Origin of the sequence: Providencia vermicola, from assembly GCF_010748935.1 — a bacterium.
In the GTDB taxonomy this organism is placed as follows: Bacteria; Pseudomonadota; Gammaproteobacteria; order Enterobacterales; family Enterobacteriaceae; genus Providencia; species Providencia zhejiangensis.
Genome location: NZ_CP048796.1, coordinates 3,748,627 through 3,765,084, shown reverse-complemented (window position 1 = coordinate 3,765,084; position 16,458 = coordinate 3,748,627). Strand labels below are relative to the sequence as shown.

Sequence of the window (16,458 nt, the reverse complement as noted above, 5' to 3'; positions counted from 1 at the left end):
AACATAAATGATTAGTCATCAAATCTTTTCGCTTTATAAGCTGGATGTTTTAGGTTCTCAACAGAGAAGATATCATCCAACTGCTCTTCGGTCAGTAAGCCACGCTCCAGAACGACCTCGCGGACACTCTTACCTGTTTCTGCACAGATCTTACCTACGATGTCACCATTATGGTGGCCAATGAATGGGTTCAGATAAGTGACGATACCAATAGAATTAAAGACGAACGCTTCACAGATTTCTTTGTTAACTGTGATACCGTTGACGCATTTTTCAACTAAGTTACGGCAAGCATTGCTCATCAATGAAATGGATTCAAACATTGCTTGACCGATAGCTGGTTCCATGACGTTTAACTGTAGCTGACCCGCTTCAGCTGCCATTGTAACACAGATATCGTTACCGATAACTTTGAAGCAAGCTTGGTTAACAACTTCAGGAATAACTGGGTTAACTTTTGCTGGCATAATTGAAGAACCTGCTTGCAGTTCAGGCAGATTGATTTCTTTAAGACCAGCGCGAGGACCTGAAGAGAGTAAACGTAAGTCATTACAGATTTTGGATAGCTTAACCGCAAGGCGTTTTAGGCCAGCGTGAACGGTGATGTATGCACCACAGTCAGAAGTCGCTTCAATCAGGTCTTCTGCTGGTACACATGGTAAGCCAGTCACTTCAGCTAATTTTTCAACAGCCAGTTTTTGGTAACCTGGCGCGGTATTTAAACCTGTACCGATGGCAGTAGCACCTAAGTTAACTTCTAGCAGTAACTCAATGCTACGTTTCAGATTTTTCTCTTCTTCTTTTAAAAGAGTTGCAAATGCGTGGAACTCTTGTCCTACGGTCATTGGCACAGCATCCTGTAATTGGGTACGACCCATTTTCAGAATGTCTTTAAATTCTTCCGCTTTTTTCTCAAAGCCTTTTTTCAGGTATTCAACGGAGTCAATCAATTTGATAACTGAATTATAGACCGCGATGCGGAAACCTGTTGGGTATGCATCATTGGTTGATTGGCTCTTATTTAAATGGTCATTCGGATTTAGGTATTCATATTCACCTTTCTGATGACCCATCAGTTCAAGACCGATGTTGGCAAGGACTTCGTTAGTATTCATGTTCAGTGATGTACCTGCACCACCTTGGAATACATCAACAGGGAACTGATCCATGCATTTGCCAGTATCCAGAACAACATCGCAAGCTTTGATGATGGTATCAGCGATGTTACGTGGGATAGTATGAAGTTCTTTGTTCGCCATTGCTGCCGCTTTTTTAACCATTACCATGCCGCGAATAAATTCTGGCACATCGTTAATGGTGCGGTCGCTGATATAAAAGTTTTCAATCGCACGCAGAGTATGAACACCGTAATAGGCATCAGATGGGACTTCTTTCTGACCTAACAGGTCTTCTTCGATACGAGTATTGTTTGACATGAGAACCTTCTTAATTAGATTACAGTTACTGTCTATTATGCGCTTTTAAAAATATATATACCGTGAAACAAAATATTATAGGTGTTAAACCCTTGTTACTCCGTTATCAGCATGATGATCTACTGATTTATAGGTAGATGATATGCTGTTCTTAAATCATTGCCTTGAACCTAGATCACTATATAGTTTGATTTATGAAACTGTTTTCAAAATATGTGAGAGTGCTCACAGATGAAAATAAAAAAATGAGAAATCTCCATGAGTTGAAAAGCGTTATAGTGACCTCCATCATTATGTCTATACTATGTAAAAAAGCGAATGTTGTTGTTTGTCTCTTAGATACAGTTCACAAAGGTTTTCCAAGAGGCGAGAACTCATTTATACCTGACAGACTCTAAGTTGTAGGTAGATAGCCTGTAATCCCCTTGAAGACAGCTAGGTCAATGATATGTCTCAAGATGCTAACGAGGTGAATTCCTATGCAATTTAAAGAATGGCGGGAATAAAGCGAATTGAAACAAAGGAGAACTTGTGCGCTGGTTACCACTCATATTTATATGCCTTCTCATTTATATTGAGTCTGTCATATTCGTCCGTGTTGCCTCAGAGATTGGTGTGTTGGCGACACTTATTTTGGTTGTATTGACATCCTGTTTAGGGATTTCGCTGGTCAAAAATCAGGGAATGAAAAATGTCATGCAAATTCAACAAAAAATAGCAGCTGGTGAAAGCCCTGCCGCAGAAATGATTAAAAGTGTTGCTCTGGTACTTGCTGGCTTTTTATTAATCGTACCGGGCTTCTTTACTGATTTTATTGGCTTACTTTTATTGTTGCCACCAGTTCAAAAATTATTTGTGATGCGTTTGATCCCCCATATTCGTTTTTCTCAGACGGGAAATGGCTTCAGTGCAGGGCGTCATAACCCATTCCAACAAGGCGATACATTTGAGGGAGAATTTCAACGTAAACAGGATGATCCATCCTATACGATCGATAAATCTGAAGAATCTAGCGAATCTGAAAAAGATAACCGTCCTAAGTAGTTATCCCTCTAATACGGGGAAGGTAAAAACAAAAAAATTTTATCTTCCCCCCCTTGAAGTCACTCCAACTCGCCCCAATCTGGAAAAACATGGTACTGGTTTATTTAGACATACTGGTATCGTCCTTTTACCTAGTGTGGACTTTATTTATAGGAGAACTATTAATGAAAATTCGTCCATTGCATGACCGTGTTATCGTCAAGCGTAAAGAAGTTGAATCTAAATCTGCTGGCGGCATCGTTCTGACTGGCACAGCAGCAGGTAAATCTACGCGTGGTGAAGTTCTCGCCGTTGGTAACGGTCGCATCCTTGAAAATGGTGAAATTAAAGCTTTGGATGTGAAAGTCGGCGACATCGTTATTTTTAACGACGGTTATGGCGTGAAAGCTGAAAAAATCGACAACGAAGAAGTGCTGATCATGTCAGAGAGTGACATTCTCGCAATTGTTGAAGCGTAATTTTCACTTAGATCTTCTCAACTAACGAAAAGAATTTAAAGGAAAGAAATAATGGCAGCTAAAGACGTTAAATTTGGTAATGACGCACGCGTAAAAATGCTTCGTGGTGTGAATATTCTAGCAGATGCAGTGAAAGTCACTTTAGGACCAAAAGGTCGTAACGTGGTTCTGGATAAATCATTTGGTTCACCGGTTATCACTAAAGACGGTGTTTCAGTTGCTCGTGAAATCGAATTAGAAGATAAATTCGAAAACATGGGTGCACAAATGGTTAAAGAAGTTGCATCTAAAGCTAACGATGCAGCGGGTGACGGTACGACTACTGCGACTGTACTGGCACAAGCTATTGTTACTGAAGGTCTAAAAGCCGTTGCTGCGGGTATGAACCCAATGGATCTGAAACGTGGTATCGATAAAGCAGTTGTTGCCGCGGTTGAAGAGCTAAAAGCACTGTCTGTTCCATGTTCAGACTCTAAAGCAATTGCGCAGGTTGGTACTATCTCTGCAAACTCAGATGAAACTGTTGGTAAGCTGATTGCAGAAGCCATGGATAAAGTCGGTAAAGAAGGCGTTATCACGGTTGAAGAAGGTACTGGTCTGGAAGATGAGCTGGATGTTGTTGAAGGTATGCAGTTCGACCGTGGTTACCTGTCTCCTTATTTCATCAATAAGCCAGAAACCGGTGTTGTTGAACTGGAAAACCCATTCATCCTGTTAGTTGACAAAAAAGTGTCTAACATCCGTGAATTGCTACCTGTATTAGAAGGTGTTGCGAAAGCGAGCAAGCCGCTACTGATCATCGCTGAAGATGTTGAAGGTGAAGCGCTGGCAACTCTGGTTGTTAACACTATGCGTGGTATCGTTAAAGTTGCTGCGGTTAAAGCACCTGGTTTTGGTGATCGCCGTAAAGCGATGTTACAAGATATCGCGATTCTAACTAATGGTACTGTTATCTCTGAAGAGATCGGTATGGAGCTTGAGAAAGCAACATTAGAAGATCTGGGTCAAGCAAAACGTATCGTTATCAACAAAGACACTACCACTATTATTGATGGTGTCGGTGATGAGTCTGCTATTTCAGGTCGTGTGGCTCAAATTCGCCAACAAATCGAAGAATCAACTTCTGATTATGACCGTGAAAAACTGCAAGAGCGTGTCGCTAAATTAGCTGGCGGTGTTGCGGTGATTAAAGTCGGTGCTGCAACTGAAGTTGAAATGAAAGAAAAACGTGCTCGTGTTGACGATGCTCTGCATGCAACTCGCGCTGCTGTTGAAGAAGGTGTTGTTGCTGGTGGTGGTACCGCACTAGTACGTGTTGCTGCGAAATTGGCTTCACTGAAAGGTGATAACGAAGAGCAAAACGTAGGTATTCGTGTTGCACTACGTGCGATGGAAGCACCAATGCGTCAAATCGTCACTAACGCGGGTGAAGAAGCGTCTGTTGTTGTTAATACGGTTAAAGCAGCGACAGGTAACGAAGGTTACAACGCAGCAACAGATACTTACGGTGACATGATTGAGATGGGTATTTTGGACCCAACTAAAGTTACTCGTTCTGCACTGCAATTTGCTGCATCAATTGCGGGTCTGATGATTACGACTGAAGCAATGATCACTGAAATGCCTAAAGAAGACGGCCCTGATTTAGGTGCTGCTGGAATGGGCGGAATGGGTGGAATGGGCGGTATGATGTAAGCCATTTGGCGACATCACGCTCAAACAGTGAATAATCACTGTTAAGCCTTTTAAACCGGTATTGCGAGTATTGGCTGGCAGTACCGGTTTTTTTATATCATTCGTCTATGGCTGTGCTTCAATGAGTGATGAGTTTGGTCGCTAAATGAACATGTAGAGAGTCTCTAAAGACATTGATAAAGGGGCCGTCAGTCTGATTAAGTGTGTTAGCAGCTAGGCTCTCAAATGAGATATTACATATTTATTTTTGCGAAAAGGACATGCAACAGGTTATATTTGGAGTAAGGCAAATTGGTTTGGTCAGTAACAGAAAACCCAACGTGTTAAATACTCGGTATAGTTGAAACGTGCTGCGAATTATTTAGAGTATACGCGTTTTATGGTAAGCTGCGTTGGCTGATAGGGATGGCCTAATTTTTTAGGATTCTGCCTTTGCTGATACTTTGAACCGTAATCCATATCTCTCAATATAGATCTGGCGAATTTTGGCTGTAAACAGGTGCCTGAGTGGTTATAATTTGGTGGCACTCGTGAAGATCAGTTCAATGGTGCTGTTGATGGTGACAGTCAGTTGAATAAAGAAGGGAATGAGGGTTCTCAAACCAGCTGCAAAAACATGATGATAAATGAGGGAAAACATGCGAATTAAAGTATTGCTTGGTGCTGCTGCATTACTACTTTTAGCAGGCTGTTCGACAACAACTAATTTAACTGCCGCAGGCTCACAAGTTCGTTTTGTTGAAAACCAACCTGGAAGTGATTGCCAGCTCCTTGGTCAAGTAACAGGAACTCAAAGCAACTGGTTGAGCGGTGTCAATAGTGATTCAAGTTCTATGCGTGGTGCAGCTAATGATCTACGCAACAAAGCTGGCGCTATGGGCGGAAACGTCATTTTTGGTGCGACTAGCCCAAGTGAAACTATTCTTTCAAGCTTCATTCCAGTCGATAGCAAGATGATCGGGCAAGTTTATAAGTGTCCCTAAAATGAACATGTAACGCCCGATAGCGATGACTTATCGGGCGTTTTCATTTCAGCACTGCTTCAGATTTAGGTCGAGTAACGTTTTACTCGGCTCTCCGCCAATCTCCCGTGCCAATTTAGGTACTAAGTAGCCAGAAACTTTTCCAAGTAGCTGTTGTATGAGTAATCTAGCCTCTTGATCACTCACTAAGAAATGTGCGGCACCTTGTACTTTATCTAAAACATGTAGGTAATAGGGGAGAATGCCTGCATCAAATAATGCGTTACTTAAATCAGCCAATGTATCTGAATTATCATTAACTCCGCGTAATAGCACGCTTTGGTTGAGTAATGTCACACCTGAGCTTTTGAGTTTCTGCATGGCATTTCTAAAACTATCATCGATTTCATTAGCATGGTTCAGGTGTGTCACCATGATGACTTGAAAGCGCGAGCTAGCAAGCCTGTTACATAAATTATCGGTAATGCGTTCAGGAATCACGACAGGGAGACGAGAGTGGATCCGGAGTCGCTTAATATGTGGGATCGCTTCCAGTTGGCTGATTAACCAATCGAGTTCACTATCCTTTGCCATTAAGGGATCCCCACCCGAGAAGATGATTTCATTGAGTTCAGTGTGGTTTTTTATATAATCCACAGCTATCAACCAATTATTTTTGTTTCCTTTGTTATCTTCATAAGGAAAATGTCGGCGAAAGCAGTAACGACAGTTTACCGCACAGCCTCCTTTCACCAACATCAATGCTCGGTTGTGATATTTATGTAGTAAACTGGGGATCTCATTATTTTGTTCTGCTAATGGATCAGTGGAAAAATCCGGATAGATATCAAATTCTGCTTTTGCGGTTAATACTTGCAATAGCAGAGGGTCTTGAGGATCGCCTTTTTTCATGCGCGAAATAAAGGGTTTCGGCACACGCAATGGAAATAATTTACGTGCGTCGTTGCCATCTTTCGATGCTTGATGGTTTTCTAGCCCCAGTATTTGTAGCAATTCATCAGGATTAGTGATTGCTTCAGCAAGTTGTTGTATCCAGACTTCTCTGGATGAGGTATTTTGAGTTACAATATCGACCATTTTTTGGCTATGCCATTTTTAGTGTATAAATTTAGAGGATCTCCATGGCTACTTATAGTACCAATGAATTCCGCTCAGGTCTTAAAATCATGTTAGATGGCGAACCTTGTGCAATTCTTGATAGTGAATTCGTTAAACCGGGTAAAGGTCAAGCGTTTGCACGTGTTCGTATTCGTAAACTGATTTCTAACAAACTGTTGGAAAAAACATTTAAGTCTACTGATTCTGTCGAAGGTGCAGATGTCATGGATATGAACTTAACTTACCTTTATAACGATGGTGAGTTCTGGCATTTCATGAACAACGAAACTTTCGAACAGCTTGCAGCTGACGAAAAAGCGGTTGGTGATAACGCTAAGTGGCTGATCGACCAAGCCGATTGTATTCTGACTCTGTGGAATGGTCGCCCAATCGCAGTGACTCCGCCAAACTTTGTCGAGTTAGAAATTACCGATACTGACCCAGGTCTGAAAGGTGACACAGCGGGTACTGGTGGTAAGCCAGCTACGCTGAGCACAGGTGCAGTAGTTAAAGTACCTCTATTCGTTCAGATTGGTGAAGTGATCAAAGTGGATACTCGTTCAGGCGAATACGTTTCACGCGTAAAATAATACCTGTTTGAATGAAACTAAAAAACCGTAATGTTTGTATGGCATTACGGTTTTTTTTATCTTTTAAAATTGAGAGTGCAGCTTAGCAGCACTTAAAGCCGCCTTTCCCACCATAGCGAGCATCTTGACGTTCTTTAAAGAACTCTTCATACGTCATGGGTGTTTGATCTGGATGATTCAGCTGCATATGTGCAACGTAATTATCATAGTCAGGCACACCAATCATCATTTTTGCTGCTTGCCCGAGATATTTTGCGGCATTACCTAGTGAACCAAACATGGTTATTCCCTCACTTAACGTTATATTATCGTTTAACCGTTTTTATGCGTGTTGCTTACCATTCTAACGAGCGACCTTTAGAGGGTTAGCCCCTTATACAAGGGGCTGAGGTTGTTGACAAAGTGGGATAAAAACGTGGTTTTTCCCACTTTGTGTTATCAGCCGAAAATCAATAAATTGATTTTCCTCGTTTATTTTCAAAACCTATTCGACTTGCCGCCAAACATCATAGGTTTGTCAGCAGTCTGAGCCCCTTATACAAGGGGCTTAGCGTTAGAGCTGCGGCATACTTGCCGTCATCGTGTCACCTTTATCTGGTTAATGATGACGGGTATTGGCGACGATCTCCTGATAGTTAGCTGGCATCGGTTGGTATGGCACTTCGTTTGCCGTTGGTTCAGAAGATTTCAACGCTTTCATTGCGGTACGAATTGAGAATAGGGCCAATACGACGACGACAATCATAAAGAAAATGGTTAGTCCCGCATCTAAGCGGTTATTAAAAATCAATTGGACCAACTGAGATTCAGTGTATTGCGATGGAATGTTTCCGCTATCAATCATTGCTTGGAATTTATTCGCAACCGCTAAGAAGCCTACACGAGCATCCTCACTGAAGGTTTTTTCCCATCCAGCCACCATAGTACAGACTAACAGCCATGCTGTCGGTACTAAAGCCACCCATGCGTATTTTTGGCGCTTCATTTTGAACAAGACAACGGCACATAGCATCAATGCCATACCGGCTAGCATTTGGTTCGCAATACCAAATAGTGGCCATAAGGTGTTGATACCACCAAGAGGATCAACAACGCCTTGATGAAGGAAATACCCCCAAGCAAGCACACATAATGCAGTTGCCACTAAGTTTGCAGGTAGCGAATCGGTCCGTTTTAATGACGGTGAAATAACGCCTAGCAAATCTTGTAGCATAAAGCGCGCAGCACGGGTTCCTGCATCGACAGCGGTTAAAATAAACAAGGCTTCAAACAGGATGGCGAAATGATACCAGAAGGAGACATTCATTAAGCCGCCGAGAGCACCATGCAGAATATAAGCCATACCAACGGCGAGTGTCGGAGCTCCCCCCGCACGGGAAATAATACTGTTTTCACCAACTTCATTTGCGATATTTGTTAACTGATCCGGCGTGATTTGGAAACCCCAGCTGCTCACCACTTGTGCAGCTGACGCGACAACATCTTCTGTACCAGCTGGAGCCAGCATGGCGATAGGGCTGTTCATTGCAAAATAGACACCAGGGTCAATGACACAAGCTGCAACCAGCGCCATGATAGCAACGAAAGATTCCATCAGCATGCCGCCATAACCAATAAAACAGGCTTGGTTTTCATTCGCCAGCATTTTGGGTGTGGTGCCTGAAGAGATCAATGCATGGAAACCTGAAACGGCCCCACACGCAATGGTAATAAACAGGAATGGAAACAGATCACCTGCCCACACAGGGCCTGTACCATCAACAAACTTTGTCAATGATGGCATTTGCAAGTTAGGATTTAAAATTAAAATCCCAATGGCTAAACCGATAATGGTTCCAATTTTTAAGAAGGTAGAAAGATAGTCACGAGGAGCGAGTAATAACCAAACGGGTAGTACTGCCGCCACGAAGCCATAGCCGACTAGCATCCAAGTCAATTGTACTCCAGTATAATCAAAGTAAGGTGCCCATGTTTCACTTTCAGCAACCCAACCCCCTGAAATAATAGCGAATATAAGGAATACTAAACCAATAATTGAAACTTCTCCGATACGCCCCGGACGGATATAACGAGTATATATCCCCATAAAGATAGCGAGGGGGATAGTGAAGGCAACAGTATAGGTTCCCCAGGGGCTGTGAGTCAGTGCTTTGACGACAATCATCGCGAGTACGGCAAGAATAATCACCATAATCATAAAACAGGCTATCAGAGCAATAATACCCGCCGTATTCCCCATCTCTTCTTTGACGAGCTCTCCTAATGAACGACCATCTCGGCGAGTTGAAACAAATAGCACCATAAAGTCTTGAACCGCGCCGGCTAGAACAACCCCCGCGAGGATCCATAACATACCGGGTAAGTAGCCCATTTGTGCAGCAAGAACAGGACCAACTAGTGGGCCGGCACCAGCAATAGCGGCAAAATGGTGACCGAATAGAATTTTTTTATCTGTTGGAACATAGTCTAAACCATCATTATGGCGAATTGATGGTGTCATGCGTGTTTCATCAACTTGCAGTACTTTTTTGGCGATAAATAGCCCATAGTAACGATAGGCGACTAAATAGATACAAACAGCGGCAATGACGATCCATAGCGCATTGATCTGCTCTCCGCGGTTTAATGCAACATAACCAAGAGCAAAAGCACCGAGTATTGCTAGTACAATCCAAATTAATTGTTTACCCATAGCCTTTCCATCCGTCTTATTATCAAACTGTTATTAATTATCTTTGTAGATTACTGACACATATAGCCGCTGTTGACGAAAAGACAAAATAGCTAAAACGTGAAACCAATGCTGAGGTGAAAATAAATTTCATAACTGCAATTTACATCACTAAATTGTGATGACTGGCTGGATTTTATTTTGATTTAAGCTAAAGGACATTATCAGGATGATGTGTTAATGCTATTAAATTGTAGGCTTTTGGGATTATATTCCATATGGTTATTTATCTAGGGGGGAGGTGACTCACTTATTAAGGGGAGGCAACTGGAGAGAGAGCTTCTCCAGCGTAACTTATGATGGTGATTAAATCTGTCTAACGCGTTGAATGAGTTTCCGACCAAATAAGGTGATAATTAAGCCAAACATAATAAAAGTCAGGCCAGCAATTTGTACCCTATTAATTTGTTCACCAAGGAATACGGCACTACTACTTAACCCGAACAAGGGAACTAACAGCGAAAATGGTGCAACACGCCACGCTTCATAACGCCCGAGTAAAACACCCCATAATCCATAACCGACAAAAGTTGATAAATATGCAAGGTAAATAATCGTACCGAATACTGACCAATCAAAGCCTGCTAACCCGTGTAAAATCGCTTCTTCACCTTCAAAAATCCATGAACTGACAAAGAAAGGTATGATTGGGATAAGGGCACTCCAACTGACTAAGGAGAGGGCGCTGCATTTTTCTTCGCCTTCATGCTGCATAATGATTCGGTTCGTAATATTGCCACAAGCCCATGAAAGTCCTGCGATCAAAGTAAAAGTTAAACCAAGTAACGGAATATCATCAAGGCCACTGTTGGTTCCGCCATTCGCTAATATGGTTAAACCAATCACGGCAATAAACATACCGATATAATGAGTTAATTGTAATTTTTCTTTTAAAATGACAGCGCCGAGTAGCAAGGTGAAAAAAGCTTGTGATTGCAAAATAACCGAAGTGATCCCCGCTGGCATACCCACTCGAATTGCACAAAATAGAAATGCAAATTGCCCAAAGCTGATGGTTAATCCATAAAGTAGAAGTAGTCTAAATGGGATACGGGGACGCCTGAAAAAGAAAATAGCTGGAAACGCAACAAAAACAAAGCGTAAAGCCCCTAAGAGCAAAGGCGGTAGAGCGGTAACGCCTAATTTGATAATGACAAAATTAACACCCCAAATGATGACGACACAAAGAGCGAGCAATACATCTTTGAACTTCATGTTATTTTCTCAGTTGATTTTTTATTTAGAGTAAAACACTTTACTCTTGAACATATTCATATGCGATAATAAAGATGCTCTTGTAAGCCATTACAGTACAATTAAGTTAATTTAAATCACTTATTTGGATTTAATTGTTATATTTTCTTACTTGAGACCTTTAAATTGAATGTTTATAATACCCTCTCATATCATACGCGCTTAGGACGACCTAAGTGATCGTCATAAAATTTGGGGACGACCCCGCATTGTTTATGGAGTTACAGCAATGGCTTGGGTAATCCTATTGTTTGCAGGCCTTTTAGAAATTGTTTGGGCGGTTGGTTTAAAATACACCCACGGTTTCACTCGTCTTACCCCTAGTATTGTTACAATTGTCGCGATTATTGCCAGTATGGGGTTGCTTGCCTATGCAATGCGTGATCTGCCCGCAGGGACAGCCTATGCGATTTGGACTGGAATAGGCGCTGTGGGAACCGCGATAGTTGGGATTATATTTCTTGGTGAGTCTGCCAATATATTTCGTTTATTAAGTTTGGCATTAATTATTACCGGTTTAATCGGTCTAAAAGTTTCAAGCTAACATAAATATACTCGTTAATACGGGCGCAATAGGCGCCCGTATTGATGGATAATGATAAAGTTTCAATCCACGCAAATGCGCCGAAAATAGAGACTCGATATTTGGGTTCTTTAGTACGCTGGAAAGCTCAAATTCGTCGTGATATGTGCAAATTCTATCGAAAAAACTTCCCTGAGATAGGTAATGATTAGCCAAGATGCTCCTTTGCAGGTTAGGCGCTAAGTGTTTTCGCTTGCGTGTTCATTAACACGGCCTTTTTATCGAGGGCTACGTTAGGTTTATTTATTTGGGCTCTCTTTTTTTATCAATAGCTTGATTAAAGTTTATTTCTTTATTTTGATTGCGAATATGCTCTTTGATTTCTGTTTCTAGAATATTGAGATCCCCTGAGCGTATTTTATCTAATAGCACTTTGTGCTCATCAATAATTTCTTCCATAGGCTTGGTAAAGGTGGATATCCCAATAATAATTGTCAACTGTTTAGAGACGTTTTCCCATAATGCGGTTAGGGTATTGTTCCCGCTTAATTGGCATAATGTCCGATGGAAATTCACGTCACAAAGCGAGAACTCATAGCTATCCGCTAATTTTGCTGCTCGCGCCATTTGCACAATACACTGGTTTAGCTGTTCGATAGATTGTGGGTCTAAATGCTTGTGTTTAGCGATAAAGGTTTTAATCGCTTGTCGTTCTAATAGAATTCTGACTTCGATCAGTTCATCCAGCCTCTCTTCTGAAACGGGGGCCATTCGTATGCCTTTAAATGGCTCATTAATCACGATCCCTTGGCTTTCTAATACTCTTAAGGCTTCTCTAACAGGAACACGGCTGACATTCATTTTTTCCGCAATTTCTTTTTCAACAATACGATCCCCAGGCAGGATAAATCCACGCGTTGCTGCCTCGACAATTTTATCTACCACATCATCAGTGAGTGTCCTTGCTTTGATTGGCTTCCAATAGTCTTCTTGCGAGGTGATTTTCTGCGATTGTTTCCCTTTTCCAACGGTCATGATGTTTAGCCTATTAAATTTGTTACTAATCAAAGAATTAATTGGTAGTTGATTGCGCCTTTAATGCATCAAAATTATCACATTGGCTAGCAATAAACCAATAAAAAACCCACTATCGCGATATTTTTTCGAGAGGGGATAAACCCAGAATGGATCACATATTCAACAATTGAATATTGTATACAATCTTACAATGTTGTTAAATGCCTCAAATACAGTTAAGTAAGAGAAGGAAAAAACATGAACAACATGCTTGAAGACATAAAAATTACTGAAATTGTTGCCGTGCCTTTATTTGGGGAGAGCCCAAAAGGGGGATGGTCTAATGAAATCAAGCCAGAAGATTCGATCCACGCCATTATTGCGGTGCATACCGATGCTGGCATCACGGGGTACGGCAGCGTTTTTACCGATGGTCGCTTAGTTGAAGCCGCTATTCCTGTACTGGCATCTTTATGTATTGGTGAAAGTGCATTGCAGCCAGAAAGAGTGTCTGAAAAACTTAGACAAAATACATTCTGGATGGGGCGTGGGGGAACGTTAACACATACGATTAGCGGTATTGATATTGCTTTGTGGGATATTTTAGGTAAAGCAACAGGGCTACCTGTCAGTACGTTACTTGGCGGTAATTATCGTTCCAAAGTACAGCCGTATTGCTCTTTACTTATGGAAGAACCAGAGACAATGTTCAACGTGATCTCTGATTATAAAAAGCTTGGTTTTAAAGCATTTAAAATTGGTTGGGGACCATTTGGACGTAATAACGATGCCAAATTAGATAGAGCAATTGTGGAAGCGGCAAGAGATGCGGCAGGGTACGAATCACACTTGTTAGTTGATGCGGGAGCAAGTGATGCATATTGGCCAAACGGTTTGAAATGGGCAATCCAAACATCGCATATGTTAGCGGAATATCAAGTTGGTTGGTTTGAAGAAGCGTTACGTCCTGATGACCTTGAAGACTTTAAAGTGCTGCGTAAAGAAAGCCCAGTACCTATTGCCGGTGGTGAAGTATTAACCCGTCGTCAATCTTTCTTACCATGGCTCTCACAAGGAGCATTCGATATCGTTCAGCCTGATGTGACGAAAGTGGGAGGCATCTCAGAGCAACGTCGAATCGCATGGCTCGCTGATGAGTTTGGGGTTAAGTATGTTGGACACGGTTGGAATACCGCAATGGGGCTGGCGGCTGACTTACAAATGGCGGCCGCTTTCCCACAAGTGGACTTTGTCGAGTTTATTGGTGGTAGCCAATATATCGATGGCATTGTTAAAACACCATTCAAAGTGGATGAGCAGGGTTATTTAACGATTCCAAAATTACCGGGACTTGGTATCGAACTAGATATCGATAAGTTAGCAAAATTCACAGTAAATCCAGAGCGTTTGTTTAAGTAACTTCATTTACATAAGCCAGATAGTGATCACACTATCTGGTTTCCTCTCCTTATTAAAAGGTATGGTTACGATGAAAAATAAGAACAAAGGTACAAAAATAAGGTTCTCGATAGCGATATTAATGACGCTTGCGATTGTTATTAATTACTTAGATAGAACTGTTATGTCTGCGGCGGCACCGACTATCTCAGAGGAACTGCAAATTTCACCAGAGATGATGGGATGGATAATGTCAGCGTTTTTCTTAAGCTATGCATTATGCCAAATCCCCGCGGGTTTTATTGCAGATAAATATGGGCAAAGAAAAACGTTGGCAGGATCGGTATTGTGGTGGTCATTAGCAACAGCTGCCACCGCATTAGCCAAAACGCCACTGAGTTTTATTTCCACTCGAATTCTAATGGGCATGGGGGAAGCTGGGGCATATCCATGTAATAGTGGTATCGCTGCAAAATGGTTTCCAGACCGTGAACGAGGCAGAATAACGGCATTATTTGATAGTGGCTCTAAATTTGGAACCGCGTTCGCCATGCCATTAGTGGTGTGGATCATTGCGAAATGGGGCTGGGAATCGGCATTTATTATTTGCGGTGCATTAGGGGTTCTCTGGGTTTTTGCATGGTTAAAGGTATATCACGATCCTGAACAACACCCAAAAATCAGTGCTGAAGAGCTTGCTTATATTCGTGATGGGCAAATTAAAAAAGATGGTATTGATAATATTCAGCCGATGAAGTGGTATCAGTTGATCCGTTACCGCAATGTACAAGCTATGTGTATCGGTTTCTTTATGTTGGACTACGCCATTTATTTCTTTATTACTTGGTTCCCTGCTTATTTAATGATGGAACGAGGTATGAGTTTGGAAGAAATGGGATTTGCTGCCATGTTGCCACCACTATGTGGGATCGCAGGTCAATGGCTTGGCGGTTGGACGACGGATTATTTGTATATTAAATATAATAATATCAACCTTGCTCGTAAATTACCGATTGTGGGCGGTATGCTGATTGCAACCAGTATCGCATTTTCGGGGTTAGTTGAATCTGTGACCTTAATGATGTTTTTACTGTGTTTATCTTATGCAGCACTTGCCTTTGCAGCCTCAGCAATATGGTCATTACCTGGGGATGTTGCGCCACGTAATATGACGTCAGTCTTAGGTGGAATGCAAAGTGCAGTTTCTAACTGTGGCGGTATTTTAGGTCCTATTGTAACTGGCTATATTATTGCGGCAACGGGTTCATTTATTTGGGCATTAATTGTATCTGGTATTGCTTGCGCAATTGGGGCATTGGTTTATTTAGTAATGTTAAGAAATATTAAGCCAATTACACCGGATGATGAACCATTAGTAAAATCAAATTAAATAGCCATAATATTAACACTAAGGTCGTAATGTTTATTTTCGATAAGGAAACAGAGGCAAAAAATATTGCCCTAGGTACGCGACGTAAGTTATTTCCCGGTAGTGAAAATATGATGATAGCAAGATTATCTTTCACCGCGGGTACATTAGGTGACTTACACTCTCATCCACATGAACAAATGAGTTATATACTCAAAGGTAAATTTAGATATCAAGTTGGGGATGTTTCTAAAGAAGTTGGAGAAGGTGATGTTGTCTATATTCCTTCTAATGAGAAACATCGCTGTGAATGTTTATCTCATGGCGAAATCTTAGATATATTCGTGCCAATGAGAAAAGACTTTTTAGATAATTAAATCATTTTGCTAAATGATTAAAAATCTATTGATAAGATAGAGGGGATCTCGATGTCTAAAATTGAGATCCCCTTTTATTTTTCAATAAATAAAACTGAGCAATGAATGGCATAATAAACAAGGCAATCAGTCATAATCAAAGCTATTTTATCATTAAGGAAAAGACACTTGCGTGATATCCCAGATACCGCATCCTTATTTTTCTTCGGTATTGATTGTTACGGATTAAAGACAATAAACCAAATATAAAACGGTAAGCATAAACGCTAAAAAGCGAATAGAGTTTAGTCATCTCCTCAGTCATAGAAGCTGCCATTAACGCAAGGGAAATGCGCTATCTAATTGATTAATGTGTAATACAGGGACTACCAAATCTAGCCCGGATGACGTCATTAACGTCATCGCCATGTCATAACCGCAGATGGATTGATAGGAAATGAAATCGTAGCCTTGATCAAGAGGCTGCCATGACAGTCGTCTTAGAG

15 protein-coding genes are annotated in these 16,458 nt (G+C 41.3%); 9 read left to right on the top strand and 6 right to left on the bottom strand.

All coding sequences use genetic code 11. The annotated features are described in order from the left end of the window. Nucleotides 1-11 precede the first annotated feature (11 nt). Nucleotides 12-1,436: an aspartate ammonia-lyase gene (gene aspA, locus G3341_RS17025; protein ID WP_154624551.1), complete on the bottom strand. Its 1,425-nt coding sequence runs from the start codon at nucleotides 1,434-1,436 to the stop codon at nucleotides 12-14. Between the two features lie 531 nt (nucleotides 1,437-1,967). Here aspA and G3341_RS17020 point away from each other — a divergent pair. The 4 genes from G3341_RS17020 (at nucleotide 1,968) to G3341_RS17005 (ending at nucleotide 5,616) form a co-directional block, all read left to right on the top strand. Further along, complete coding sequence (locus G3341_RS17020; protein WP_163863074.1) at nucleotides 1,968-2,480, top strand: FxsA family protein; 513 nt, start codon at nucleotides 1,968-1,970, stop codon at nucleotides 2,478-2,480. A 164-nt stretch (nucleotides 2,481-2,644) separates the two neighbouring features. Further along, nucleotides 2,645-2,938 carry a co-chaperone GroES gene (locus G3341_RS17015; protein WP_008914587.1) on the top strand — a complete coding sequence of 98 codons (294 nt, stop codon included), beginning with the start codon at nucleotides 2,645-2,647 and terminating at the stop codon, nucleotides 2,936-2,938. 51 nt (nucleotides 2,939-2,989) lie between these two features. Further along, nucleotides 2,990-4,633 (top strand): chaperonin GroEL, encoded by a 1,644-nt coding sequence (gene groL, locus G3341_RS17010; RefSeq protein WP_154624550.1) that lies wholly within the window; start codon nucleotides 2,990-2,992, stop codon nucleotides 4,631-4,633. 638 nt (nucleotides 4,634-5,271) lie between these two features. After that, a complete protein-coding gene (locus G3341_RS17005; protein ID WP_154624549.1) occupies nucleotides 5,272-5,616 on the top strand; it encodes a DUF4156 domain-containing protein in 345 nt (114 codons plus the stop codon). A gap of 48 nt (nucleotides 5,617-5,664) precedes the next feature. On the opposite strand, the gene epmB is transcribed toward G3341_RS17005, so the two are convergent. Then, on the bottom strand, nucleotides 5,665-6,693 hold the full coding sequence (gene epmB, locus G3341_RS17000; protein ID WP_163863072.1) for an EF-P beta-lysylation protein EpmB: 1,029 nt from the start codon (nucleotides 6,691-6,693) through the stop codon (nucleotides 5,665-5,667). A gap of 44 nt (nucleotides 6,694-6,737) precedes the next feature. Between epmB and efp the strand changes: the two genes are divergently transcribed. Beyond that, nucleotides 6,738-7,304: an elongation factor P gene (gene efp, locus G3341_RS16995; RefSeq protein ID WP_154624547.1), complete on the top strand. Its 567-nt coding sequence runs from the start codon at nucleotides 6,738-6,740 to the stop codon at nucleotides 7,302-7,304. An 82-nt stretch (nucleotides 7,305-7,386) separates the two neighbouring features. Here efp and G3341_RS16990 read toward each other — a convergent pair whose 3' ends face one another. The 3 genes from G3341_RS16990 to G3341_RS16980 form a co-directional block, all read right to left on the bottom strand. Further along, nucleotides 7,387-7,584 carry a YbdD/YjiX family protein gene (locus G3341_RS16990; protein ID WP_154624546.1) on the bottom strand — a complete coding sequence of 66 codons (198 nt, stop codon included), beginning with the start codon at nucleotides 7,582-7,584 and terminating at the stop codon, nucleotides 7,387-7,389. Between the two features lie 318 nt (nucleotides 7,585-7,902). Continuing rightward, nucleotides 7,903-9,996: a pyruvate/proton symporter CstA gene (gene cstA / locus G3341_RS16985; RefSeq protein ID WP_154624545.1), complete on the bottom strand. Its 2,094-nt coding sequence runs from the start codon at nucleotides 9,994-9,996 to the stop codon at nucleotides 7,903-7,905. A gap of 345 nt (nucleotides 9,997-10,341) precedes the next feature. Further along, nucleotides 10,342-11,250: an EamA family transporter gene (locus tag G3341_RS16980; RefSeq protein ID WP_154624544.1), complete on the bottom strand. Its 909-nt coding sequence runs from the start codon at nucleotides 11,248-11,250 to the stop codon at nucleotides 10,342-10,344. Between the two features lie 268 nt (nucleotides 11,251-11,518). On the opposite strand from G3341_RS16980, the gene sugE reads away from it, so the two are divergent. Beyond that, entirely contained in the window at nucleotides 11,519-11,833 is a 315-nt protein-coding gene (gene sugE, locus G3341_RS16975) for a quaternary ammonium compound efflux SMR transporter SugE (RefSeq protein WP_154624543.1), read from the top strand. Between the two features lie 282 nt (nucleotides 11,834-12,115). On the opposite strand, the gene G3341_RS16970 is transcribed toward sugE, so the two are convergent. Next, the gene (locus G3341_RS16970; RefSeq protein ID WP_163863070.1) at nucleotides 12,116-12,847 is read right to left on the bottom strand and encodes a GntR family transcriptional regulator; all 732 of its coding nucleotides are present in this window, start codon (nucleotides 12,845-12,847) and stop codon (nucleotides 12,116-12,118) included. A gap of 240 nt (nucleotides 12,848-13,087) precedes the next feature. On the opposite strand from G3341_RS16970, the gene G3341_RS16965 reads away from it, so the two are divergent. From G3341_RS16965 to G3341_RS16955, 3 genes are all read left to right on the top strand, one after another. Beyond that, a complete protein-coding gene (locus G3341_RS16965; protein WP_004925816.1) occupies nucleotides 13,088-14,248 on the top strand; it encodes a mandelate racemase/muconate lactonizing enzyme family protein in 1,161 nt (386 codons plus the stop codon). Between the two features lie 70 nt (nucleotides 14,249-14,318). Continuing rightward, on the top strand, nucleotides 14,319-15,617 hold the full coding sequence (locus G3341_RS16960) for an MFS transporter (protein ID WP_154624541.1): 1,299 nt from the start codon (nucleotides 14,319-14,321) through the stop codon (nucleotides 15,615-15,617). A gap of 110 nt (nucleotides 15,618-15,727) precedes the next feature. Next, the gene (locus tag G3341_RS16955; protein WP_231131814.1) at nucleotides 15,728-15,973 is read left to right on the top strand and encodes a cupin domain-containing protein; all 246 of its coding nucleotides are present in this window, start codon (nucleotides 15,728-15,730) and stop codon (nucleotides 15,971-15,973) included. Nucleotides 15,974-16,458 lie beyond the last annotated feature (485 nt).

What these genes read in the sequence shown, in the direction of transcription:
- aspA (WP_154624551.1), bottom strand. Translation starts at nt 1,436, where the DNA reads ATGTCAAACAATACTCGTATCGAAGAAGACCTGTTAGGTCAGAAAGAA.
- G3341_RS17015 (WP_008914587.1), top strand. Translation starts at nt 2,645, where the DNA reads ATGAAAATTCGTCCATTGCATGACCGTGTTATCGTCAAGCGTAAAGAA.
- groL (WP_154624550.1), top strand. Translation starts at nt 2,990, where the DNA reads ATGGCAGCTAAAGACGTTAAATTTGGTAATGACGCACGCGTAAAAATG.
- G3341_RS17005 (WP_154624549.1), top strand. Translation starts at nt 5,272, where the DNA reads ATGCGAATTAAAGTATTGCTTGGTGCTGCTGCATTACTACTTTTAGCA.
- epmB (WP_163863072.1), bottom strand. Translation starts at nt 6,693, where the DNA reads ATGGTCGATATTGTAACTCAAAATACCTCATCCAGAGAAGTCTGGATA.
- efp (WP_154624547.1), top strand. Translation starts at nt 6,738, where the DNA reads ATGGCTACTTATAGTACCAATGAATTCCGCTCAGGTCTTAAAATCATG.
- G3341_RS16990 (WP_154624546.1), bottom strand. Translation starts at nt 7,584, where the DNA reads ATGTTTGGTTCACTAGGTAATGCCGCAAAATATCTCGGGCAAGCAGCA.
- cstA (WP_154624545.1), bottom strand. Translation starts at nt 9,996, where the DNA reads ATGGGTAAACAATTAATTTGGATTGTACTAGCAATACTCGGTGCTTTT.
- G3341_RS16980 (WP_154624544.1), bottom strand. Translation starts at nt 11,250, where the DNA reads ATGAAGTTCAAAGATGTATTGCTCGCTCTTTGTGTCGTCATCATTTGG.
- sugE (WP_154624543.1), top strand. Translation starts at nt 11,519, where the DNA reads ATGGCTTGGGTAATCCTATTGTTTGCAGGCCTTTTAGAAATTGTTTGG.
- G3341_RS16970 (WP_163863070.1), bottom strand. Translation starts at nt 12,847, where the DNA reads ATGACCGTTGGAAAAGGGAAACAATCGCAGAAAATCACCTCGCAAGAA.
- G3341_RS16965 (WP_004925816.1), top strand. Translation starts at nt 13,088, where the DNA reads ATGAACAACATGCTTGAAGACATAAAAATTACTGAAATTGTTGCCGTG.
- G3341_RS16960 (WP_154624541.1), top strand. Translation starts at nt 14,319, where the DNA reads ATGAAAAATAAGAACAAAGGTACAAAAATAAGGTTCTCGATAGCGATA.
- G3341_RS16955 (WP_231131814.1), top strand. Translation starts at nt 15,728, where the DNA reads ATGATGATAGCAAGATTATCTTTCACCGCGGGTACATTAGGTGACTTA.